Origin of the sequence: Aeromonas salmonicida subsp. salmonicida (assembly GCF_001643305.1) — a bacterium.
Taxonomy (GTDB): domain Bacteria; phylum Pseudomonadota; class Gammaproteobacteria; order Enterobacterales; family Aeromonadaceae; genus Aeromonas; species Aeromonas salmonicida.
The window spans coordinates 86,848-109,530 of sequence record NZ_LSGW01000047.1; the positions used below are offsets into that span (position 1 = coordinate 86,848).

General features: G+C 61.2%; 21 protein-coding genes and 2 pseudogenes. 5 read left to right on the top strand and 18 right to left on the bottom strand.

Features of this window, described 5'->3' with window-relative positions:
* Window positions 1-19: 19 nt before the first annotated feature.
* Window positions 20-1,558 carry a lysine--tRNA ligase gene (gene lysS, locus AXW79_RS06225; RefSeq protein ID WP_005317721.1) on the top strand — a complete coding sequence of 513 codons (1,539 nt, stop codon included), beginning with the start codon at window positions 20-22 and terminating at the stop codon, window positions 1,556-1,558.
* A 112-nt stretch (window positions 1,559-1,670) separates the two neighbouring features.
* On the opposite strand, the gene AXW79_RS06230 is transcribed toward lysS, so the two are convergent.
* A complete protein-coding gene (locus AXW79_RS06230; RefSeq protein WP_005317724.1) occupies window positions 1,671-2,477 on the bottom strand; it encodes a PhzF family phenazine biosynthesis protein in 807 nt (268 codons plus the stop codon).
* 199 nt (window positions 2,478-2,676) lie between these two features.
* Between AXW79_RS06230 and AXW79_RS06235 the strand changes: the two are divergent.
* The 3 genes and pseudogenes from AXW79_RS06235 to AXW79_RS06245 all read left to right on the top strand — a co-directional run bounded on the left by AXW79_RS06235 (window position 2,677) and on the right by AXW79_RS06245 (window position 6,944).
* Window positions 2,677-4,456: pseudogene (locus AXW79_RS06235) on the top strand (assimilatory sulfite reductase (NADPH) flavoprotein subunit).
* A pseudogene (gene cysI / locus AXW79_RS06240) lies at window positions 4,456-6,172 on the top strand (assimilatory sulfite reductase (NADPH) hemoprotein subunit). Before AXW79_RS06235 ends, cysI begins: the two co-directional pseudogenes overlap by 1 nt.
* The gene (locus AXW79_RS06245) at window positions 6,162-6,944 is read left to right on the top strand and encodes a phosphoadenylyl-sulfate reductase (RefSeq protein ID WP_005317726.1); all 783 of its coding nucleotides are present in this window, start codon (window positions 6,162-6,164) and stop codon (window positions 6,942-6,944) included. Before cysI ends, AXW79_RS06245 begins: the two are co-directional and overlap by 11 nt.
* Before the next feature lie 124 nt (window positions 6,945-7,068).
* Here the strand turns inward: AXW79_RS06245 and proX are convergent, their stop codons facing one another.
* From proX to AXW79_RS06280, 8 genes are all read right to left on the bottom strand, one after another.
* Complete coding sequence (proX, locus tag AXW79_RS06250; protein WP_005317729.1) at window positions 7,069-8,067, bottom strand: glycine betaine/L-proline ABC transporter substrate-binding protein ProX; 999 nt, start codon at window positions 8,065-8,067, stop codon at window positions 7,069-7,071.
* The gene (gene proW / locus AXW79_RS06255) at window positions 8,064-9,215 is read right to left on the bottom strand and encodes a glycine betaine/L-proline ABC transporter permease ProW (RefSeq protein WP_005317734.1); all 1,152 of its coding nucleotides are present in this window, start codon (window positions 9,213-9,215) and stop codon (window positions 8,064-8,066) included. Before proW ends, proX begins: the two co-directional genes overlap by 4 nt.
* A complete protein-coding gene (proV, locus tag AXW79_RS06260; protein WP_005317736.1) occupies window positions 9,212-10,408 on the bottom strand; it encodes a glycine betaine/L-proline ABC transporter ATP-binding protein ProV in 1,197 nt (398 codons plus the stop codon). Before proV ends, proW begins: the two co-directional genes overlap by 4 nt.
* Window positions 10,409-10,908: 500 nt before the next feature.
* The gene (gene folA / locus AXW79_RS06265) at window positions 10,909-11,403 is read right to left on the bottom strand and encodes a type 3 dihydrofolate reductase (protein ID WP_005317740.1); all 495 of its coding nucleotides are present in this window, start codon (window positions 11,401-11,403) and stop codon (window positions 10,909-10,911) included.
* A gap of 24 nt (window positions 11,404-11,427) precedes the next feature.
* On the bottom strand, window positions 11,428-11,895 hold the full coding sequence (locus AXW79_RS06270; RefSeq protein WP_005317742.1) for a threonine/serine exporter family protein: 468 nt from the start codon (window positions 11,893-11,895) through the stop codon (window positions 11,428-11,430).
* The gene (locus tag AXW79_RS23940; protein WP_005317745.1) at window positions 11,892-12,017 is read right to left on the bottom strand and encodes a hypothetical protein; all 126 of its coding nucleotides are present in this window, start codon (window positions 12,015-12,017) and stop codon (window positions 11,892-11,894) included. Before AXW79_RS23940 ends, AXW79_RS06270 begins: the two co-directional genes overlap by 4 nt.
* Complete coding sequence (locus AXW79_RS06275) at window positions 12,014-12,811, bottom strand: threonine/serine exporter family protein (RefSeq protein ID WP_011898413.1); 798 nt, start codon at window positions 12,809-12,811, stop codon at window positions 12,014-12,016. Before AXW79_RS06275 ends, AXW79_RS23940 begins: the two co-directional genes overlap by 4 nt.
* 234 nt (window positions 12,812-13,045) lie before the next feature.
* Window positions 13,046-13,387, bottom strand: a complete 342-nt coding sequence (locus AXW79_RS06280; protein ID WP_021140758.1) for a DUF3135 domain-containing protein — start codon at window positions 13,385-13,387, stop codon at window positions 13,046-13,048.
* 411 nt (window positions 13,388-13,798) lie between these two features.
* On the opposite strand from AXW79_RS06280, the gene mog reads away from it, so the two are divergent.
* On the top strand, window positions 13,799-14,329 hold the full coding sequence (gene mog, locus AXW79_RS06285) for a molybdopterin adenylyltransferase (RefSeq protein ID WP_005317752.1): 531 nt from the start codon (window positions 13,799-13,801) through the stop codon (window positions 14,327-14,329).
* Between the two features lie 36 nt (window positions 14,330-14,365).
* On the opposite strand, the gene AXW79_RS06290 is transcribed toward mog, so the two are convergent.
* From AXW79_RS06290 to AXW79_RS06330, 9 genes are all read right to left on the bottom strand, one after another.
* A complete protein-coding gene (locus tag AXW79_RS06290; protein ID WP_443261402.1) occupies window positions 14,366-14,743 on the bottom strand; it encodes a DUF2541 family protein in 378 nt (125 codons plus the stop codon).
* Window positions 14,744-14,872: 129 nt separating this feature from the next.
* Window positions 14,873-16,099: a beta-ketoacyl-ACP synthase gene (locus AXW79_RS06295; RefSeq protein ID WP_005317759.1), complete on the bottom strand. Its 1,227-nt coding sequence runs from the start codon at window positions 16,097-16,099 to the stop codon at window positions 14,873-14,875.
* Between the two features lie 91 nt (window positions 16,100-16,190).
* Window positions 16,191-16,916 carry a 3-ketoacyl-ACP reductase FabG2 gene (locus AXW79_RS06300; RefSeq protein ID WP_005317763.1) on the bottom strand — a complete coding sequence of 242 codons (726 nt, stop codon included), beginning with the start codon at window positions 16,914-16,916 and terminating at the stop codon, window positions 16,191-16,193.
* Window positions 16,917-16,925: 9 nt separating this feature from the next.
* A complete protein-coding gene (locus AXW79_RS06305) occupies window positions 16,926-17,387 on the bottom strand; it encodes an ApeP family dehydratase (protein ID WP_005317766.1) in 462 nt (153 codons plus the stop codon).
* Window positions 17,384-18,565, bottom strand: a complete 1,182-nt coding sequence (locus AXW79_RS06310) for a beta-ketoacyl-[acyl-carrier-protein] synthase family protein (protein WP_005317769.1) — start codon at window positions 18,563-18,565, stop codon at window positions 17,384-17,386. The genes AXW79_RS06305 and AXW79_RS06310 overlap by 4 nt, the downstream gene beginning before the upstream one ends.
* The gene (locus AXW79_RS06315; protein WP_085941573.1) at window positions 18,562-19,119 is read right to left on the bottom strand and encodes a DUF3261 domain-containing protein; all 558 of its coding nucleotides are present in this window, start codon (window positions 19,117-19,119) and stop codon (window positions 18,562-18,564) included. The genes AXW79_RS06310 and AXW79_RS06315 overlap by 4 nt, the downstream gene beginning before the upstream one ends.
* Window positions 19,120-19,121: 2 nt before the next feature.
* Complete coding sequence (locus AXW79_RS06320) at window positions 19,122-21,497, bottom strand: MMPL family transporter (RefSeq protein ID WP_005317775.1); 2,376 nt, start codon at window positions 21,495-21,497, stop codon at window positions 19,122-19,124.
* Window positions 21,498-21,565: 68 nt separating this feature from the next.
* Entirely contained in the window at window positions 21,566-22,156 is a 591-nt protein-coding gene (locus AXW79_RS06325) for an outer membrane lipoprotein carrier protein LolA (RefSeq protein WP_005317778.1), read from the bottom strand.
* A gap of 20 nt (window positions 22,157-22,176) precedes the next feature.
* Window positions 22,177-22,602: an acyl-CoA thioesterase gene (locus AXW79_RS06330; RefSeq protein ID WP_005317781.1), complete on the bottom strand. Its 426-nt coding sequence runs from the start codon at window positions 22,600-22,602 to the stop codon at window positions 22,177-22,179.
* Between the last annotated feature and the right edge of the window lie 81 nt (window positions 22,603-22,683).

The following is a 22,683-nucleotide window of genomic DNA, read 5'->3' on the forward strand; positions in this document are numbered from 1 at the left end:
CAGAACAGCAGGAATCACCATGTCTGAACAAACCACAACTCCGGAAGTCGACCACACTCTCGAACTGAACAACGAGATGACGGAGCGTCGTTCCAAGCTGGCCGCCTTGCGCGCCCAGGGCAACCCCTTCCCCAACGACTTCCGTCGTGACAGCCTCTCCGGCGATCTGCATGCCGAATTTGGCGACAAGAGCGCCGAAGAGCTGGTGGCCTTGGGTAAACAGGTGAAGATTGCCGGTCGCATCATGACCCGCCGGATCATGGGCAAGGCGTCTTTCGCCACCCTGCAGGACATGGCTGGCAAGATCCAGATCTACGTGACCCGTGACGATCTGCCGGAAGGCTTCTACAACGAGCAGTTCAAGAAGTGGGATCTGGGTGACATAGTCGGCGTGGAAGGGACCCTGTTCCGTACCAACACAGGCGAACTCTCGGTACACGTCTCCACCATCCGCCTGCTGACCAAGGCACTGCGTCCGCTGCCCGAGAAGCACAAGGGCCTGACCGACCAGGAAGCTCGCTGCCGCCAGCGTTACCTGGATCTGATCGCCAACGAAGAGTCCCGCAAGACCTTCATGATCCGCACCAAAGTGGTTGCCGGCATACGCAAGTTCTTCAACGACAAGCGCTTCATGGAAGTGGAAACCCCCATGATGCAGGTCATCCCGGGTGGCGCCTCCGCGCGTCCGTTCGTCACTCACCACAATGCGCTGGACATCGACATGTACCTGCGTATCGCCCCCGAGCTTTACCTGAAGCGTCTGGTGGTCGGTGGTTTCGAGCGCGTGTACGAGATCAACCGCAACTTCCGTAACGAAGGTATCTCGGTACGTCACAACCCCGAGTTCACCATGATCGAGTTCTACATGGCCTATGCCGACTACATCGATCTGATGGACCTGACCGAGGAGCTGCTGCGCACCCTGGCCCAGGACATTCTGGGTGACACCAAGATCCGTTACGCCAAAGAGGGCGAAGAGGGTCTGACCATCGATTTCGGTCAGCCGTTCCAGCGCCTCACCATGGTGGACTCCATCCTGAAGTTCAACCCGGATGTGACCCCGGCGGATCTGGCTACCCTGGAGAGCGCCAAGGCGGTTGCCAAGCATCTGCACATCGAGCTGATGAAGGGCTGGGAGCTGGGCCACGTGATCACCGCCATCTTCGAAGAGACGGTAGAGCACATGCTGCTGCAACCCACCTTCATCACCGAGTACCCGGCCGCTGTTTCTCCGCTGGCGCGCCGCAACGACGTGAACCCGGACGTGACAGACCGCTTCGAATTCTTCATCGGTGGCCGCGAGCTGGCCAACGGCTTCTCCGAGCTGAACGATGCGGAAGACCAGGCCAAGCGCTTCCAGGATCAGGTGAACCAGAAAGAAGCCGGTGACGACGAAGCCATGTTCTACGACGCCGACTTCGTGACCGCGCTGGAACACGGCCTGCCGCCCACTGCCGGTCAGGGTATCGGTATCGACCGTCTGGTGATGCTGTTCACCAACAGCCACACCATCCGTGACGTCATCCTGTTCCCGGCCCTGCGCCCGCAACAGAAATAAGCTCAGAGTGCAGGCCAGGCCTGTGATTCGATGGCAACGAAACGCCCCGCAACTGCGGGGCGTTTTTTATGGCGACCATTATGGCGAACATAGAGGGGCGCACACTTGTACCTTACAGGGTGGATGGCAGCAGCCACTCCCCCTGCCAGAGGGTCAGCGCCTGGCCCGACATCAGCACGCGATCCCCCTGCAACTCGAGCACAAGCTCCCCGCCGCGCGCCGAGATCTGGCGCGCCTTCAGTCGAGTTTTGCCGAGACGCGCGGCCCAGAAGGGCACCAGAGCGCAGTGGTTGGAGCCGGTGACGGGATCCTCATCCACCCCGACCCAGGGAGCGAAATAGCGGGAAACGAAGTCATCGCCTGCACGGCTGGACGGGGCCGTCACCATCAGTCCCCGCCCAGGCAGGGCACGCAGGGCATGAAAATCCGGTACTAGCCCCCTCACCTCCTCTTCGCTTTCAAGCTCCAGCAGGAACTTGGCACCGGCCGCCAGGGTCTGCCGCGGCGTACAGCCGAGCGCAGCCCCGTAAGCCGGGTCCAGCACCAGTGGCGTGAGCGGGATCCGCGGGAAGTCGAGCTGGATCCATTCCCCCTCGCGCCGGGCCAGCAAGACGCCGCTGCGGGTCTCGAAACGGATGACCTCCTGAGGGGCCACCTCCCCGGTCTGCCACAGCACGTGGGCGGCGGCGAGCGTGCCGTGACCACAGAGATCCACCTCGACCTGAGGGGTAAACCAGCGTAGCTGATAACACGCCGCCCCTGCCGGTGTGAGAAAGGCGGTCTCCGACAGGTTGAACTCGGCCGCCATGGCCTGCAACTGCGCATCGGACTGGGCCGGCCCCAGCACCACCACGGCCGGGTTGCCGCCAAAGGGCTGCTGGCTGAAGGCATTGACATGAAACAGTCTGATAGTCGGCATTCGTTTTTCCTGTGACGTCACGACGGGGCTCATTCTTCGCCGTTTATACCATGAAACAGGGCGCAGCCCGAGCAGGCTCAAGCCAGGATCCCTTGGGGTTTTAATGCATTAATAGAATAAAAAAGACATTTTTATTCTTTGTTGTTATCCATCACACCCCTTAACCTGACCAAAAATCAGACCATGGAAGACGCGTGTGATGCAATTGAAGGACTCCCTGACCAATCTGGCCCCCCTCTCTGATGAACAACAACGTCAGCTGAACCAGGCATTATCAACCCTCAATACCCAGCAACTGGTCTGGGTGAGCGGCTATCTCTACGGTCTCTCCCAATCCGGCAGCCAGCCAGTGGCGGCTACGGGTGCCGTGACAGCACCCGGCGGCAGCCTGACCATTCTCTACGGCTCCCAGACCGGCAATGCCAAAGGGGTGGCCAGTGCCATCAAGGCGCAGGCCGAGGCACGCGGCCTGCCGGTGACCCTCACCTCCATGGCAGATTACAAACCCAAGCAGCTCAAGAAAGAGACTCACCTGCTGGTGGTAGTGAGTACTTACGGGGAGGGTGAACCACCGGAGAGTGCCGTCGATCTGTTCGAGCAGCTCAAGAAGGGCAAGGTTGGCAAACTGGAGGGGCTCAAGTTCGCCGTGCTGGGGCTGGGTGACAGCTCCTACGAATTTTTCTGCCAGACAAGTCAGGACTTTGACAGCCTGCTGACCAAGGCGGGCGCCGATCGCATTCATGAGCTTGCCAGCCTGGATGTGGACTATCAGGATGCCGCCAAGGCCTGGGGCGAGCAGGCGGTCAATGCCATTGCCGCCACGCTATCTGCCGGGGTTGCCACCAGCAGCGTGGCGGGGGCGGTACAAGCGGCTGTCGGTCACAGCCAGTACGACAAGGCCAATCCCTTCCCGGCCCGCCTGTCGGTGAATCAGAAGATCACCGGCCGCGATTCCACCAAGGATATCCGCCATATCGAGATCAGCCTCGAAGAGTCAGGGCTGACCTATCAGCCTGGGGATGCCCTCGGGGTCTGGTTCGACAACGACGCCGACCTTGCTGGCCCTGTCCGGACGCAGTGGTGACGAAGCCACCGCCCATGGCAGCCTGCGCGAGGTGCTCACCCGCAATCTGGAACTGACCCGGTTGCACGGCGGCTTTATCACGGGGTTGGCAGAGATCTCGGGTAACGCAGCGCTCAAAGACCTGGCCGGTGACAAGGCCCAGGTCAATGCCCTGGTGGCCTCTGCCCAAGTGGTGGATGTGCTCAAGCGCTTCCCGACCGAACTCAGCGCGGAGCAGTTGACTGGCCTGCTGCGCCCCCTCACCCCTCGCCTCTACTCCATCGCCTCCGCCCAGAGCGAAGTGGAAGAGGAGGTGCACCTGACCGTTGGCGTGGTGCGCTACCCGCAAGAAGATGGCACTGTGCGCAGTGGCGCCGCCTCCTCCTATCTGGCGGACAGGCTGGCCGAAGATGCCGAGGTACGGGTGTTTGTGGAGCACAATGACAACTTCCGCCTGCCGGCCAATCCCGATACCCCCGTCATCATGGTGGGACCGGGCACCGGCATAGCTCCGTTCCGCGCCTTTATGCAGGAGCGCGAGGCACAAGGGGCCGAAGGCAAGAACTGGCTCTTCTTCGGCAACCCCCACTTCACCCAGGACTTTCTCTATCAGGTGGAGTGGCAGCGCTATGTGAAATCGGGCCTGCTGTCGAAGATCTCGCTGGCCTTCAGCCGGGATCAGGCCAACAAGATTTATGTGCAGGACAGACTGCGTGAATCGGGTCTGGAGCTCTACCAGTGGCTGGAAGCAGGTGCTCACTTCTATGTGTGCGGCGATGCTAACCAGATGGCGAAAGATGTGCAGGAAGCCCTGCTGGATGTGATTGCAGAACACGGTCACAAGAGCCGTGAGGAAGCAGAAGAGTATTTGAGCGAATTGCGTCGTGCCAAACGTTATCAAAGGGATGTCTATTGATGAGCAAACAAGTGATTCCGGGACCGGTCGAAGGACCGCTGGCCGACAACGAGCGCCTCAAGCGCGAGAGCAACTTTCTGCGCGGCACCATAGAGCAGGATCTGCAAGACCCGCTCACCGGCGGCTTCAACGGCGACAACTTCCAGCTGATCCGCTTCCACGGCATGTATCAGCAGGATGACAGAGACATACGCCCGGAGCGTACTGCCCAGAAGCTGGAGCCCCTGCACAACGTTATGCTGCGCGCCCGTCTGCCGGGCGGCATCATCACCCCGGCCCAATGGCAGGTGATCGACAAGTTCGCCGAGGAGCACAGCCTGTATGGCAGCATCCGCCTGACCACCCGTCAGACCTTCCAGTTCCACGGGGTATTGAAGCGCGACATCAAGCTGATGCACCAGACCCTCAACAGCACCGGCATAGATTCCATCGCCACCGCTGGCGACGTGAACCGCAACGTGCTCTGCACCAGCAATCCGGTGGAGTCTGAACTGCATCAGGAAGCCTACGAGTGGGCCACAAAAATCTCCGAGCACCTGCTGCCCAAGACCCGAGCCTACGTGGAGATCTGGCTGGATGGCGAGAAGCTGGCTGGGTGGGGACGAGGAGCCGATCCTCGGCTCCAACTACCTGCCGCGCAAATTCAAGACCACAGTGGTGATCCCGCCCCACAACGACGTGGATATCCACGCCAACGATCTCAACTTCGTGGCGATTGCCGAAGGCGGCAAGCTGGTGGGCTTCAACGTGCTGGTGGGCGGGGGGCTCGCCATGACTCACGGCGACACCAGCACCTACCCGCGCAAGGCGAGTGACTTTGGCTTTATTCCCCTCTCCCACGTATTGGAGGTGGCGGCCGCCGTGGTCAGCACCCAGCGTGACTGGGGCAACCGGGTCAACCGCAAAAACGCCAAGACCAAGTACACACTCGAACGTGTTGGAGTCGAGGCGTTCAAGGCCGAGGTGGAAAACCGCGCAGGTATCCCCTTCGCCGAGAGTCGCCCCTATGAATTCACCAGCCGTGGCGATCGCTTCGGCTGGGTCGAGGGAATCGATGGCAAGCACCACCTGACCCTCTTTATCGAGAATGGCCGTTTGCTGGACTTCCCGGGCAAACCGCTCAAGACCGGCATGCTGGAAATCGCCAAGATCCACCAGGGGGATTTCCGCCTGACCGCCAACCAGAACCTCATCATCGCCGGCGTCCCCGCTGGCGAGAAGGCGCGCATCGAAGCCCTGGCTCGTCAATACGGCCTGCTGGATGACGGCGTGAGCGAGCAGCGCAAGCAGTCCATGGCCTGCGTGGCCCTGCCCACCTGCCCGCTGGCGATGGCCGAGGCCGAGCGTATGCTGCCGGCGTTTGTCACCGACATCGAAGGCTTGCTCACCAAACACGGGCTGGCGGATGACGCCATCATCTTCCGGGTCACCGGCTGCCCCAATGGCTGCGGCCGCGCCATGCTGGCGGAGGTGGGTCTGGTGGGCAAGGCACCGGGCCGCTACAACCTGCACCTGGGTGGCAATCTGGAAGGGACACGCATCCCGCGCCTCTATCAGGAGAACATCACTGAGCCGCAGATCCTTGCCGAGCTGGATCGGCTGATCGGCCGCTGGGCTGCCGAGCGCACTGCGGCGGAGTGCTTCGGTGACTTCGTGATCCGCACTGGTGTGGTGGCCCCCGTCATCGACTCAGCGAGGGACTTCTATGCCGCTTGATGTCACTGAAAATGGCCGTCTTGACCTGCAGGCCCTGCTGACCCTCGGCCGTGAAGAGCAGACCGAGGCGCTGGCCCCCCTCAACCGGGAGCTGGACACCATGAGCGCCCCCGAGCGGGTGCGCTGGGCGCTGGCGAACCTGCCGGGGGAACATGTGCTGTCATCCAGCTTCGGCATCCAGGCCGCGCTGATGCTGCACCTGGTGAGCAGTGAGCGGGCCGACGTACCCGTGGTACTCACCGATACCGGCTATCTCTTCCCCGAGACCTACCGCTTTATCGATGAGCTGACCGAACGGCTGGCGCTCAATCTGAAGATATACAGGGCAGAACTGTCACCGGCCTGGCAGGAGGCGCGTTTCGGCCTGCTGTGGGAGCAGGGGGTGGAGGGGATCACCCGCTACAACCAGCTCAACAAGGTGGAGCCCATGGACCGCGCCCTGAGCGAGCTGGGGGCCCAGACCTGGTTTTCCGGCCTGCGCCGCGAGCAGGCGGGCAGCCGTGACAAGCTGCCAGTGCTGGCCATACAGCGCGGCCGCTTCAAGTTCCTGCCTGTCATCGACTGGAGCAACAAGGACGTCTTCTACTACTTCAAGGAGTTCGACCTGCCCTACCACCCACTGTGGGAACAAGGCTACCTCTCGGTCGGCGACGTGCACACCACCACCAAGTGGGAGCCGGGCATGAGCGAGGAGCAGACCCGCTTCTTCGGCCTCAAGCGCGAGTGCGGCCTGCACGAAGAGAGCGGCGAGCACGACGGCTCAGGTATCTGATCCCTCTTCAGGGTTCTGACAATGAAAAAGCGCCCGGCAACTGCCGGGCGCTTTTATGGGTGATATTCAGCGCGTGAAGGCGCGCCCTGATGGCGTGGCACCTTCTTGCGCCCTGATTATCCGCTTACTTGGCGGCGCGAGCCTGAGTCAACCAGTCGTTGACCTGGGCTTCGTGTCCCTTGAGCCAGGCCATCACATGGCGCTCGATATCCGCCTGGGTGTTCTGACCCTTGTTCATCAGACCGTTCTGGATATTGATGTCATTGAGGGGCAGCTTGACGATGCTGAACAGCTTGGCGGCCGCCGGATTGGCTTCGGTAAACCCCTTGTTGGCGACGATGTGCATGGAGTTGACGGGGAAGCCGTAGTTTTTGCCATTGGGCAAACGGGTCTTGTCCGAATCCTTGGCATTGGCAGGGACTTCCAGCCACACAACGTCACGTCCCGGCACCAGCTCGCTGCTCAGCCAGTAAGGCGTCCAGGTGTAGTAGAGCACCGGCTTGCCACTCTGATAGCGGGCCCGGGTGTCGGCGATCAGGGCCGCGTAGTTGCCCTGCTTGTGGGTGACGGTCGGGGTCAAACCAAACGCATCCAGATGATGATTGATGGCCTCTTCACAGCCCCAACCCGGGTTGCAGCCCACCAGATCCGCCTTGCCGTCGCCATCGCCGTCAAACAGCGCCGCCAGCTTGGGATCCTTGAGCTGACCCAGATTGGTGATGCCGTACTGGGTTGCCGTCTTCTTGTCGATGAGATAACCCTGGGCGGCCCCCGATACATAGGTGCCCTGACGGAAAAATACCTTGTCGCCGCCAGCCTGTTCGTACTTGTTGTTTTGCAGCGGGATCCAGTTAAAGGCCAGGAAGGTGCCGTCGCCCTGTGCCACCGAGGCGTAGGCCACGTTGTAGTCCACCTCCTGCACAGGCTGGACGTCATAGCCGAGGCGACCCATCAGCTTGCTGACCAGCAAGGTCTGGAAGGTCTCTTCCGGCAGGGAGCTCTGCAAGGGTTGAACGCGGATCCCCTCCCCCGGTGATTCGGCACTGGCCACGGCGACAGAACTCAGCAACAGGGAGTTCAGCAGCAGTGTGCTCAGGGTCAGTGTCCTGGTAATGGGTTTCATGCGTTTACTCCTTTGTAATCAATAGATTTGCTACGGCCACGCAGGCGCATCAGCAGGGCCACAGGGCCATGTTGATACCAGCGGCCTGTGCGGCTGCGATCCCGCTGCCCCATTGCCTGGGTCAGACGGTCGAGCACTATGGCCAGCAGCACTATGCCTAGGCCACCGATGGAGGCGAGCCCCATGTCGAGGCGACCAATACCGCGCAACACCATCTGGCCCAGACCACCGACCGCTATCATGGAGGCGATCACCACCATGGAGAGTGCCAGCATCAGGGTCTGATTGACCCCGGCCATGATGGTGGGCATGGCCAGTGGCAGTTGTACCTTGAACAGCAACTGGGAGGGGCTGGCGCCAAACGAGTGGGCCGCCTCCACCAGATCCTCAGGCACTTGCCTGATCCCCAGCATGGTCAGCCGGATCATGGGTGGCAGGGCGAAGATGACGGTCACCACCACACCGGGCACGTTGCCGATACCGAACAACATGACGATGGGAATGAGGTAAACGAAAGCCGGTGTGGTCTGCATGGCATCCAGCAGCGGTCGGGTCCAGGTAGACAACCGCTCGCTACGAGCCAGCATAATGCCGACCGGCAAGCCAATCAGGATGCAGAAGAAGAGCGAGTTCAGCACCAGCGACAGGGTCACCATGGCATCGGACCAGGCACCTATGAGCCCGATCCCGACGAGAGAGAGCAGGGTGCCAAGGGCCATGCGGCCATTGACCATCTGCCAGGCTATCAGGGCCAGCATCCCCATCATCAGGGTGGATGGCACTGTCTGCAGCAGATGGGTCATGGCGTTGAGAGTGACCTCTACCGGCGCCCGGATCAGCTGAAATACAGGGCGCAGGTTCTCGACCAGCCAGCCGATACCGCTCTCCACCCAGACATCCAGCGGCACCAGTGCCTGCTGGAAGGGATCCAGCCAGTCGACAGCCGCAGAGGTATCCGTCGCTTCAATCTGGTTCTGCCAGTCAGCGGCTTCAGTCTCTGTGCTACCCCAGGGATCCGTGGCAACAGTCGTGGAGGCAGAGGCACCCCAGGGGTCGGCCTGCGCCTCATCGGCCCGGACGGGGGCACTCGCCAGCAGCAAGAGTGCCAGCAAGCCGGTCAGCAGACGATGAAAGGGTTTGATATTCATACCGGGGTACTCCTGTCCAGGGTGTTCAGCAAGTTGGCTTTGGAGATAAGGCCCAGGTAGGTGCCATCTTCCTCGACCACGGGCACCTGACAGGGCGCTGAGGCCACCTGACTGATGAGTTCATTGAGCGAGGTGTCGCCCAGGATGGGCTGGATATCGGCCAGCAAGGCCTGCTCCAGGCTGCCTTTGTTTTTCACCGCCTGACCGAGCGACTCGACCGAGACGACCCCGAGGAAGCGACGACTGCGATCCACCACGTAACCGAACTCCCGCTCCTGGTCCTTGAGCTGACGCAGGGCGTTGCCCGGTCCATCCGTGGTGTGCTTCTTGATAAGCGGCATCTGCTTGCGACTGACGATATCGCGGGCACTGAACACATTGGCCAGATCCACGCCGCGAAAGAAGGCACGCACATAATCGTTGGCCGGTTGGCTCAGGATCTCGTCGGGGGTCCCGACCTGGATCACCTGACCGTCCTGCATGATGGCGATGCGATCGCCGATGCGCATCGCTTCATCCAGATCGTGGGAGATAAAGACGATGGTGCGCTGATGGCTGGCCTGCAGCTTGAGCAGTTCATCCTGCATCTCGGTGCGGATCAGCGGATCCAGCGCGGAGAAAGCCTCATCCATCAACAGTATGTCGGGGTCATTGGCCAGTGCGCGGGCCAGACCAACCCTTTGCTTCATGCCACCGGAGAGGGCATCGGGGAAGGAGTCCACCAACTGGCCCAGACCCACCTGATTGAGTGCCTGGCGGGCACTTTCCTGACGTTCGAGAAGCGGCACACCGGCCAGCTCCAGACCAAAGGCGGCATTTTCCAGCACGCTCAGATGAGGCATGAGGGCAAAAGATTGGAACACCATGCTGATCTTCTTGCGCCTGACCTGACGCAGCTCGCTGTCCGAGATGGCGGCGATGTCCTCACCGTCGATCAACACCTGACCACGGGTCGGCTCGATAAGGCGGTTGAAGAGACGCACCAGGGTAGATTTGCCCGAACCGGACAAGCCCATTACCACAAAGATTTCTCCCTCGTGGATGGCGAGATCCACCCCATGCACACCCAGGGTCTGACCCGTCTTTTTCAAAATGCTGGCGCGGTCGTGCCCTTTCTCCAGCAATTTGAAGACTTTCTCCGGCTGTTCTCCGAAGATTTTATAGAGTGATTTGACTTCGAGTTTGACTGTCATACTGTCCTATTTTTATTGTCGGCATCTTGATAATTAACCCGCCGAACGCTAACCAATTACTTACTACACTAAGCAATTTACACCAAAAACGAAAGAACCATAAGAGTCCCCACAAAACAATGAAAACATAACATATTGATTTTAATGGTTTATTTTTGACAATAAAAACCCACAAATCGACAAGCATGACCCATGCCAGCATGATTTTTTGATTAGATGACTAATATATTAATCATGCTTGTTAGGGAAAAATCCAATGGAGTCGGGCTGTTATGGTGCGATTCTCGGATGCAGTGATCCCCTCGCAGGAAAAACCTGCAAAATCATTACAACCCTAATGATTTGATTGGGGAGAAAAGAGGTAGAAAGAGGAGCAAGGAGGAAGTGCCAAGTGCAGCCCTGACAGATGATATGTCTCTCGGGCGGCCCAGTTGCAGCAAAGAAAAAGGCCCCTTGTGCAGCACAGGGGGCCTTTCATTTTCAACGGTGACCCGGAGATCTCAGCGCCGCTGCCAGGTTTCGAAGCAGTAGGGATGAGGATTCTTCTCGTCGGGCTCATGGGGTTCGCGCTCAACGCAATGCCACTCGTCCTCCTCGAAGGCGGGGAAGCAGGTATCCCCAGCCACCGCCAGATCGATTCTGGTCAGATAGAGGCTGTTAGCCTGTGGCAGCAGTTGGCCATAGAGATGACCACCGCCGATCACCATCAGCTCGTCCACATTCCCGGCGTTTGCCAGCAGCATCAACGCGGCCTCGACAGAATCGACTACCTCCACCCCGTCGGCCCGGTAATCGGGATTGCGGCTGATCACCAGATTGCGCCGCCCTGGCAGCGGCCGACCAATGGATTCAAAGGTCTTGCGCCCCATCAACACAGGCTTGCCCAGAGTCACCCGCTTGAAGTGGGCCAGATCCGCCGGCAGGTGCCAGGGCATCTGGTTATCCAGGCCTATCACGCGATCGTGCGCCATGGCGGCAATCATGGAAATCTTCATGGGGTCAGCCTCTCACTGCGTCTGTCAAATAATGGGCCGGTTACGGTACACGACCAGGGAGGGGATCGCCAAACCGAAACTGAGAGCCCCCACGATAAACAGTGCCTTGAGGCCGTTCTCCACCGCGCTCTGGATAAGCTCCATGGTCACCCCCGAGATATTGAGCTCCACCACGGCGATCATGGTCTTGAACGCATAGCTGCCGGGGATCATGGGAATGATGGAGGCGACGCTGAACACGGGCCGTGGCGCCAGCAGGCGACGAGACCAGTAGACACAGACAAAGCCGACCGTGGTCGCCGCCGCCAGGGTTGCCCACTCGATGGGCATGCCGTAATGGATGAGCAGGGTACGCAAGCTGTGGGCCAGGGCACCGCCCATGGCACAGTACTTCAACATGCGCGGCGGCACGTTGAACAACATGGCAAACCCCACGGCCGGAATGGAAGACCAGAAGGCATCCTTGGCCAGTAGCCAGATCAGATCCATCATACCTTCCACCCCCAGATACCAGTGACCGACATGGCCAGAATGATGCCGAGGTTGATCCGCGCGCTGATGGTCAGCAGGCCAAGTCCGTTCCTGCTGGCCAATACAGAGTCAAAGTCCTTCATACCTTCCACCCCCAGATACCGGTCACCGACATGGCCAGAATGATGCCAATGGCTGCGCTGATGGTAAGCAGAGTTGCCGTGCCCCAGCGCGCAAGCCCCATGTTGAAGTAACCCTTCACCATGTCGGAGACAGCATTGATGAGCGGGAAACCCGGCACCAGCAAGAGCACGCTGGCTGCCATGGCGAGATAGGGCTGGGCGCCCCAGTTGAAGAAAGTGGCGCTGGAAGAGAGCAAGGTGGCGATAAAACCGGTCGCGGCAAAGTTGATGAGCGGGCTGTGGTGATGGCGGGCGATCAGCTGGCGCACCCGCATCGCTACGGCAGCGGAGAGACAGGTCACCATGAAGATGGGCCAGTCACCGCCAAACAACAGGCTGAAGGCGCCGCAGGAGAGCCCCACCATGGGGACCACCAGCCAGGGGTGGTAATGAAACGGCACTATACCATCGAGCCGCAGACGCACCTCTCGTGCCCCTATCAGCTCCTTTTCCGCCATGATGCAGATACGCTGGATTTCGCACACCACCTGCATGTTGATACCGTGTTCCCGCACCCGGCGGGTAGTGGTGACACAACTGCCCTGATAGAGGCTGGTGAGCACTATGGCACTGGAGGAGATGGCCATCTCGACGCTCTCCAGCCCAAGCGCCATGCCGAGCCGGACCGTGGTCTGCTCTATGATGCGGCTCTCCGCCCCGAACTGGGCCAGCATCTGGCCCGCCTTGACGATGATGCGGGTGATCTCTGTCTGTTGATCCCGCGACAGCACCCGCCTTGGTGTGATACTTCTCATAATCCCTTCGAGTCGTAGCAAATTTAAAGTATCGCCATATTAGCCTAACTGTCGGCACCATTCATCCACACCGATCACGGCAATAATCAATTTTTAATAAAACAGCTGATGCCACTAAAATACATCAAATGGATTACAAATAACTTCAGATAAATTAACGTCACCAAACGAGCCTCACCTGGTAACGAATATATTATCTAAAATAATATTTAACTGAATTATTAATGAAGGGCGTTATTTCTTCTTGTGGTAATAATCAAAGAAAGAAACAACATTATTTTCCCTATAGACGGGCGCCTGATCGGCATAGAGATTGGCATTGAGCTGGATCATCTCGCTGCGCATGGAATAAAAGGAGTCGTGCATCATGGCCGCAATACGAATACAGCTGTCCATGTTGTTCTTGGCCAATTGACGCTGGCAGTCGATGCGAAACTGCAGGCCGCGCAGCCGCTGTTGCTGCTCTGGGCTGACCCGGTCGATCAAGCCCTCTATCTGCTGGCGCAGCAACTCGTCGAGCCGCTCGGGCTCCGCCACAGCCAACCGTCTCAAGGTATCAAAATCAGGCAACTCCATATGCCCTCCCGCGGCCAGCCGCTGCATGGTGATACTCAAACAACAACGATTAGCTCATAATTCAACCAACCGTATAAGAAGTTATATAAGACGATTACCCGCCTGGTTCAATCCATACAGCCCTCTTTCGAACCCGATTGCGCCAAAAAATGACGGCAACGGCAAGCTGCTACTGGCTTATTCGTTATGGATCAACCGATTATTCCTGAATATTTTCCCTTAATTTGTTTATACATTTTTATGGCGACGACACCCTAGCCTTATGTCTTATTGAAAGGGAACCTGCAATATTGCTTTTCATTCGGCACTCGATGTTGAGCACCACACTCGCCGATACCTGGCCTCGTTTAACATATCTCACTGATTATGTTATTTTATTTGCCACTTATTCAGCGCAACCAAGAGCAGACCATGAGCAAGGCAAAAATCGGCATCGTCACCGTCAGCGATCGCGCCAGTGCAGGCATCTACGAAGACCTCTCCGGCAAGGCCATCATAGAGACGCTGGGCGCGTATCTGACCTCTGAATGGGAACCCGTCTATCAGGTGATCCCGGATGAACAGGATCAGATTGAAGCAACCCTGATCCGGCTGGCAGACGAGGAGCAGTGCTGCCTCATTGTCACCACGGGCGGCACTGGCCCGGCCAAACGGGATGTGACCCCGGAGGCCACGGAGGCGGTGTGCGATCGCATGATGCCGGGCTTTGGCGAGCTGATGCGGGCCGAGTCCCTCAAGTTCGTGCCGACCGCCATTTTGTCGCGCCAGACCGCAGGCCTGCGCGGCAGCTCGCTCATCGTCAACCTGCCGGGCAAGCCCAAGTCCATCCGTGAGTGCCTGGATGCTGTCTTCCCCGCCATCCCCTACTGCATCGACCTCATGGATGGACCCTATCTCGAGTGCGACGAAGCCGTCATCAAGCCGTTTCGCCCCAAGAAATAGGTAAATGGACGGGGGATGTGACCCCCCGTCCATCTCTTATTTGCGGCCGTATACCTTGACCCCGGCCTTGCTCCCCTCCGAATTGCCATAGACCTCGATCCGCTTGATGCAAAGGCGGCTGCCGAGGGATTTCCAGTCCGATTCCTGATCCGCTTTCAGATCCTTGTCAAAAGTGAGGGTCTTGCTGCTGTCGTTGCCATAAAACACCTTGACCCGGTTAAGGGTCAATTCCCGTCCTGCCTTGACCATGATGGACTTGGCAGGTCGGCAGACAATGATGGGAATAATGGCGGCATGGTCGCCCACTCCCAGCAAAAGAGTCTTGCCCAGCCGAAATTCATCATCGGCCATGGCCGGCGCAGGCAGCGCCAATAAAAGGGTAGACAGCAAGAGCGCATTGAAGCCGCGGCGCAGGTGGGGTTGAACAGAGAAAACAGCAGATGGAACAGACAATATGCCTCCCGAAAAATGGGAGGCATCTTAATTCATCAAGACCAAACCCAGGCTGTACCGGCGCCCTGCCCGCAGGCAAGGCGCATGGCTTCAGGACCAGCGTTTGAAGATAAGGGAGGTGTTGATGCCGCCGAAGGCGAAGTTGTTGGACATCAGATAGTCCACCGCCAGCGCGCGACCATTGCCTACCACATGATCCAGCGGGGCACAGGCCGGATCCGGCTCTGTCAGATTGATGGTGGGGGCAAACCAGCCCTCCTGCATCATCTCCAGCGACAGCCATGCCTCAACGGCACCGCAGGCCCCCAGGGTATGACCGAAGAAGCTCTTGAGCGACGAGATAGGCGTCTTGTCGCCAAAGATGGCGGCGGTGGCGTGGCTCTCGGCAATGTCGCCCCGCTCGGTGGCCGTGCCGTGGGCGCTGATGTAGCCGATGTCGGCCGGTACCAGCCCTGCCTGGGCCAGCGCCATCTCCATGCAGAGCTGCATGGTCTCCTGCTGGGGCTGGGTCACATGGGCGGCGTCGCAGTTGGTGGCAAACCCCACCAGCTCGGCGATGATGGTGGCTCCACGCGCCTGCGCATGTTCCAGCTCCTCCAGCACCAGGGTACCCGCCCCCTCGCCAATCACCAGACCGTCCCGCTGCCGGTCGAACGGCCGTGGCGCCAGCTCGGGGTTGTCGTTCATCTGGCTGGTGGCAAACAGGGTGTCGAACACCACGGCCTCAGACGGACAGAGCTCCTCCGCCCCGCCGGCCACCATCAGGGTCTGGTAGCCGTGCTTGATGGACTCGTAGGCATAGCCAATCCCCTGGCTGCCGGAGGTGCAGGCGCTGGAGGTGGGGATCACCCGTCCGCGCAGGCCGAAGAAGAGGCCGGTATTGACCGCCGCCGTGTGCGGCATCATCTGCACATAGGTGGTGGCCGTGATGCTGGCGGTGCTCTTGTCGTTGAGCATGACCCCGAAAGCGCGGATGGGATCCGTGCTACCAGTGGAGGAGCCATAGGCGATGCCGGTGCGACCGCCGGTCAGCACAGGGTGGTCAAGCAGTCCGGCACGTGCCAGCGCCAGCTCGGTGGCCACGGTCGCCAGCTGGGAGACTCGCCCCATGGCCCGGGTCTTCTTGCGCGGATAATGGGCAGGCAGCACAAAGTCGGTAATGGGCGCCGCCAGCCGGGTGTTGAGCCCCTCGTAGATGGCCCATTCCGGCATAGTCACCACAGCGTTGCGTCCCGCCTGCAACTTTGCCCGCACACTTGGCCAGTCCTGGCCGAACGCCGTCACCCCGGCCATACCGGTTACTACTACCCGCTTCATACCATACCGCCATTCACAGAGATAAGCTGGCGTGCCACAGAGACAGCGCCATGTTGAACCGACATCAGGCAATTGCTCATAAGCATTCGCGTCATACCATGCCCCCGTTGATGGAGATGACCTGCCGGGTCACGTAGGCAGCGATATCCGACATCAGGTAGGAGACCAGCCCCGCCACCTCGTCGGCCTGCCCCATGCGCTTGAGCGGGATCAGCTTCATCGCCTCCTCTTTCACCTCGGCATCGACCATGCCGGTATCGATGAGGCCAGGTGCCACGCAGTTCACCGTGATCTTGCGCTTGGCCAGCTCCAGCGCCAGCGCCTTGGTGGCCCCCATGATGCCGGCTTTGGCGGCACTGTAGTTGACCTGGCCACGGTTGCCCATCAGGCCGGAAACCGAGGATATAGTCACTATGCGGCCGCCCCGGCGCAGGCCAATCATCGGCATGATGCAGGGCTTGAGCAGGTTGTAGAAGCCATCCAGATTGGTGTGCAACACCCCGTCCCAATCCTCGTCCGTGAGGGCGGGGAAGGCGGCGTCACGTATGATTCCGGCGTTGCAGACCACGCCATAATAAGCGCCATGCTCGGCCATGTCGGCTTCCAGCCGCTCGCGGCAGCCCTGACGATCGGCTATGTCGAACTGGATCAGGCGCCCCTGTCCCCCTGCGGCTTGCAGGCTCGCCAAGGTGGCCTCGGCACCTGCGCGGTCGCCGTGGTAGTGCACGACGACGAAAAAACCGTCGGCAGCCAGCTTGAGGGCGATGGCGCGGCCTATCCCCTTGCTGGCGCCCGTGACCAATACGGTAGAGATCATGAAGCTTCCTTACGCTAACAAATCGGACAATTCGCCGGGTGCGGGCTGATAGGTCGAGAGGCGCGCAGTGGCACACTCCTGCCTATCTTGCAGGATCCGGCATTCGAAACTGGCCATGCCGCCGTCTTGCAACAGGCAGCTGGCCTCTATGGTGAGCAGGGCTCCCGCCGCAAAGCGGGTGGGCTGGCAGCGATATTTGCGGGTACCGAGCAGCATGCCGATGCGCACTGGCTCGCCGCGCAATCGCCCCTGCATGCCGGCCCAGGCGGCTATGGTCTGGGCCATCAGCTCTATGCCTGCCCAGGCGGGCAAATTGCCCTCGCCATCGAGCAACAAGGCGTGCCGGGGGCCGACCCGGGTCTCGCAGCGCACCTGGCTCGCATCCACGGTGCAGAGCCTGTCCAGCAGCAGCATGGGGGCCTGATGGGGCAAAAGAGTGTCGATGGCGGGCAGCGGTACGAGCTCATTCATGAGGGGGATAGTCCAAACAGCAGGCTGACATTGTTGCCACCGAAGGCAAAGGAGTTGGAAAGGATCCGGGGTGCCGCAAGCCGAGTGGCGCCACTCACCAGCCGGATGGGGGCCAGCACCGGATCCGGTGTCGTCACCCGCTGGGGCGGCAACGGCAGGGCTCGCTCCAGCAGCAGACAGGCGAGCGCGGCCTCGATGGCCCCCGCGGCGCCCAGGGTATGGCCGGTGAGCGGCTTGGTGGAGCTGCAGGGTACCTTGTCCCCGAACAGGCGATGCACGGCCTGGCTCTCCATGGCGTCATTGAGGCGGGTGGCCGTGCCATGCAGGTTGATATAACCCACCTGGTCAGGCGCTATACCGGCCTGAGCCAGCGCCATCTGCATGGCCGCCTCGGCCCCCACGCCATCCGGATGAGGGGCCGAGATATGCCAGGCATCGGACGACTCGCCCATCCCCAGCAAGGCCAGCGACGCGGGTTGTTTGCTCAGCAAAAACAGCGCAGCCCCCTCGCCTATGTTGATGCCCTGTCGACCGTTGTCGAATGGCTGGCAGAGGGTGCCACTGAGGGACTCCAGGCTGTCAAAACCGTTGATAGTCAAGCCGCACAGGCTGTCGGCGCCACCGACGATCACCGCATCCACCAGTCCGGCCGCCAGCATCCGCTGACCGCTGATGAAGGCGCGGGCGCTGGAAGAGCAGGCGGTGGAGAGGGTGTAGGCAGGCCCGGAGATGTCGAGATAACGGGCCAGAAATTCGGACGGAGAGCCCAGCTCCTGCTGGCGATAGTCAAAGGCCGGGGGAATTGCCTCCCCCCGCCGGGCGGCGGCGATCGCCAGCTCGGCCTCGCCGATCCCGGCTGTGCTGGTGCCGAGCACCAGGCCTACCCGCGCAGGGCCAAACTCCACCAGCGCCTTGTCCAGGGCCGGGCGGATCTGCGCCAGCGCCGCCAGCAGCAGGCGATTGTTGCGCGAGGCATAAGGGGCCAACGCCGCCGGTATTTCCGGCAGAGCGCCCTCGACCCGCCCCACCGGGGTCAGGCGACCATCCAGCAAGGTCTGGTTGTGGCGGGTGAGCGGCGTGCTCCCCTCTGCCTGCCAGGCCAGCAGGGCCTCGGCGCTGGCATCCCTGCCCTCCCCCAATGCCGAAATGAGGCCGTAAGCCGCGATATAACAACTCATTGGGACAGCGTCTCCAGCTGCAAACGGTAGTGAAATACATGCTGTTGCAGGCTGACCGGCTCCCGTACGCCACCCTTGTCCTGGTACCCGATCTCGGTGACCAGGGCGCCATCGGGAGAGCGCAGCCGGCGTGTCAGCCCTTGGTCCCGCAGCGTCCAGCCCGGCGGCAGCTGCGGCTGCCAGCTGGCCAGTGGCCAGTAGCAGAGCATGACGTCCGCCAGCACCTGGGTCACTGGCGGCATGCCGGTGGCGAGCAGCGGGCTCAGTTGTTGAGTCGCTATGCCCTGCTGGTCGTAACGCACCCGGAACAGCCGGATCCCGGTCGGGGTCAGGCCGACCAGGGTCAACTGGCTGCCATCGGCCTCCAGCACAGTCATCAGCTGATGGGCACCCTCACCCACAGTGGCCGTCAGCAACTGCTGGCGATAGAAGGGGGTGGCAAGCACAGGGGCCGGCAGAGCCATGACGGTCCCCTTGTCGAGATAGGCGGTGGGGGCAGGCTGGCTGCTGCAGCCCCCCAGCAAAAAGATGAGTAATACAAACAGTGATCTTATTGTCATGTTGGCTCCCGGCTATCCTGCCCTGACAACTTGGGCTCCCGCACCGCGCCATCCGGTTGCACGCGGTCCAGCACCAGAGGCGACAACAGGAAGGCAGTAAAGATACCGCCGCTCAACACCAGACCAAAGCCCGCTATGGCGGGGGTGTGACTCAGCGCCAGCAAGCCGAACGCCAACTGGGTGGTGAGGTTGGCCAGCAGGATGGCGAGCAGGGTGGAACTCTGCCGCGCCAGCTGGTTGCCACAGTGGGCAAAGAAGAGACCGTAGTCGATGCCGATGCCGAAGATGAGGCTAAGCGCCAGCACACCAAACAGGGTGAGCGGCTGGCCGCAGGCGGCAAGCAGCGCCAGCCCCATGGCGAGAGCAATCAGGTTGACCAGCAGCACCCGGGACGCCCTGGCTGCCCCCATCCGCCGCCAGAGCAGCAGGGCCACCAGGCCGATGGCCAGCAGCAGCAGTTCGGCCAGCTTGATCCGGTAGTGGGCAAACAACTGGCTCCACTCGCTGCGCTGATCCTGCCAGTAGATACCCTGCTCGGCAGCTGCCAGCGCCGTCAGGGCGACCTCGTCCTGCACCCCGACCAGCGGCACCCAGATGGCGACGCGGCCATCCTCCAGCGAGAGCCACAGCAGACGGCTCCCCTCGCTGACCGTGCTGGCAAGCCAGGCTGCCGGGGTCAACCAGTCAGGCTGACGGTCAGGCCCTTGCCCCCCCGCTGGTATTGGCACTCCGGCCTCTTGCAGTCGGGTCACCACCCGGGGCAACAGGGCCCGAATGGCGGCCGCATCCTGCTGCTGGCGCGCCAGCGAGGGCAGCCAGCGACTGAGGGAGACAAAGTCCCGCAATGCGCCGCTATTTTTAAGCTCGGTCAGCTGATCATCCAGTCGCTCCAGCCGTTGCAGCGCCTGTTCGGCATCCGTACCCGTCACCAGAAAACCCTGCATGCCCCCCTGCTGACCGGTCAGGGCCTTGATCTGGTTCTCCTGCGCCTGCAGTTCCACCGGCAAGGGTTGCAGCCGGCGTATGTCGTCATCCACCTTCAGTTGGCTGATGCCAAGGGTGGCCAGCAGCAGGCAGAGCAGCGGCAGGCCGATGCGCACCAGGCGACGCTGCTGCCAGGCTCTGAGCCAGGCCATCAGCAGTGGCTGACTGCGCAGGGGCCGGGTCTGCAGGGGGCCCGACCAGCGCGGGAACAGGCAGAGCACAGTGATGAAGGCGCTGAACAGGCCCGCCAGTGCGCACACCGCCAACTGTTGCAGCCCGGGGAAGGGGGCAAACCAGAGCAGGCCATAGCCGATCAGGGTGGTCAACACCGCCAGTGAGAGGCTCGGCAGCAGCCGTAGTCGGGTCTGATGCGGCGTCTCGTCGTCACCGTGCAGCCGTCGCTCGCACAGGAAGTGGATGGCGTAGTCGATGGCGATGCCAATGAGGCTGCTGCTGATCACCAGGGTGAAGAGATGGATCTCGCCAAACAGGATGAGCACAGTGCCCAGCCCCCACATCAGCCCCACGCAGATGGGCAGCAGGGAGAGCAGCAGCGCCCGGGTCGAGCGAAATACGCCCCAAATAAGCAGAATGACTCCGATCATGGAGCCAAGCCCTATGGTGGAGATGTCCTGCTGGGCCAGGTTGCTGGCGTGCTGGCTGTAGAAAAGGGTGCCACGGCGCAGCAGCTCGGCACCGGGATAGGCTTCGGCCAGCCGGAGCTCGGCGTTGTCGAGCACCCTCAGCAACCCCTGATTGCGCTGGATATCGAAGGCGGAGAGATCCAGCTCGGCCCGCACCATGAACCAGTCGCGACCCGCCTTGTCCCGGCTGACCAGCCAGTCCTCCTTGAGCTGCATGGGGCCGCGGGCCTCTGCCAGCACTCCGGCCCGGGTCAACAACAGCGGATCACTCTGCAACTCGGCGCGGGAAACACCGCCAAAGGGCGAGTAGATCTGGCCAAGCACCCATTGGCTCCAGCCCTCGGCGCCAGCCGCCAGCCGGGCCCGGCCCGCTTCATCCAGCCGCTGCCAGGCGAGACTGTGCAGATAGCCCTGCCAGGCGGGGGCCAGCTCGGGCTGATAGCCCTTGATATGGGAGAAGGCCGCTATCTGGTCGAGCTGTTTTACCCACAGCTCGGCCGCCGCCTGCCCGTTCTGTCCGGCAGGCAGGCTCAGCATCCAGACCAGCTGGCGATCGAGCTGTTGCAGCAAGCCCTGCTGCAACGCCGGATCCAGATCGCTGCGGGATTCGTGGGGCAACAGATCCATCAGGCTGGTGTTGATGCGGCTGTTGGGCAGCTGCCAGACCAGCACGGCCACCAGCAGCAGGCAGAGGCCGATCCAGATAGTGCCAAGCCGGCGCCAGGTGGTTTCAGATTGCAGCAAGGTCGATTCTCCCGGCCAAACCAAGGGCAGTGGCAGTGGCAGTGGCAGTGGCAAGGTACAATACGGGGCTAGTGGGCAGCAAAGCGGGCCTGCTCCTCGTGGGTCAGTGGCAGGCTTCGCTCCTGCCAGGCGCTGAAACGGATGCGGGTGCTGTCACCCTGCTTGTCGGCAATGACCAGCTCATCCAGCTGCCCTTGCCCGCTCAGGGTGAGGCTGGCGAACACCTTGTCCAGCGGCGTCAGGGTCGGCACCAGCAGCAGCTGCCAGCCCGCCTCCGTGCTCTGAAAATCGATCTTGAAGTAGCGGCTCAGGGTCGCCTCGTCCGAGCCGAACAGCGCCAGCAGCATCTGGCTGAATTCAAGCAGCTGGGGACTGTCGATGACGGTGGCGGGCTGACCCGCCATCTGCTGCACCATGCGTTGTGGCGTCAGGGTCAGGGTCAGGGCAAAGGGCTTCTGCTGCTGCCACCAGAGACCAAGGTCGCGCACCAGCAGCAGCTCGCCGGAGGCCTTGAGCGGCTGGCTCAGCCCCGCCACCTGTTTCTCCTGCTCGAAATGGGCCTGTCTGACCGGACTCAGGGTCAGCAACTGCTGTACCTGATCACGGCTCAGTGGAGCCGCCTGCAGCGGCAACGCCAGCAGCAGGGTCAGCCCGATCATCAAGCGGTTCAGAAGGCGGCTCACTGGCTCACCCCCAGCTTGTCCAGCAGCACCTGGGGCGAGGCCAGGCACATCTCGCCGCTCGCCTTGCTCACCGCCACCTGGATGCTGTAGCCCTTGCTGGTGCGAGTGCCGCTCGCGGCATCGCTCAGCAGGTAGTCGATCTTCAACCGGTTCTGGTACTCGGTCAGGGTGGCGCGCACCCGCACCCTCTGTCCGAAGCGCAGCGGTGCCAGGTACTTCATCCGGGTATCTATGATGGGCCAGAGGTAGCCGGAAGCCTCCATCTGCGGGTAGTTGTAATCGATAAGATCGAGCAGGGCGCAGCGGGCCAGCTCTATGTAGCGAAAGTAGTGACCGTGCCAGGCGACCGCCATCATGTCCACATCGTGGAAGGGGATGGTCACTTCCACTTCAGTGCTGATCTGCCAGGGTTCATTCTGCATGGGTTGTCTCATAGGGAGTGCCCCTGACAGACTAATGCAGCCATCATGTCCACGTCGTGGAAGGGGATGGTCACTTCCACT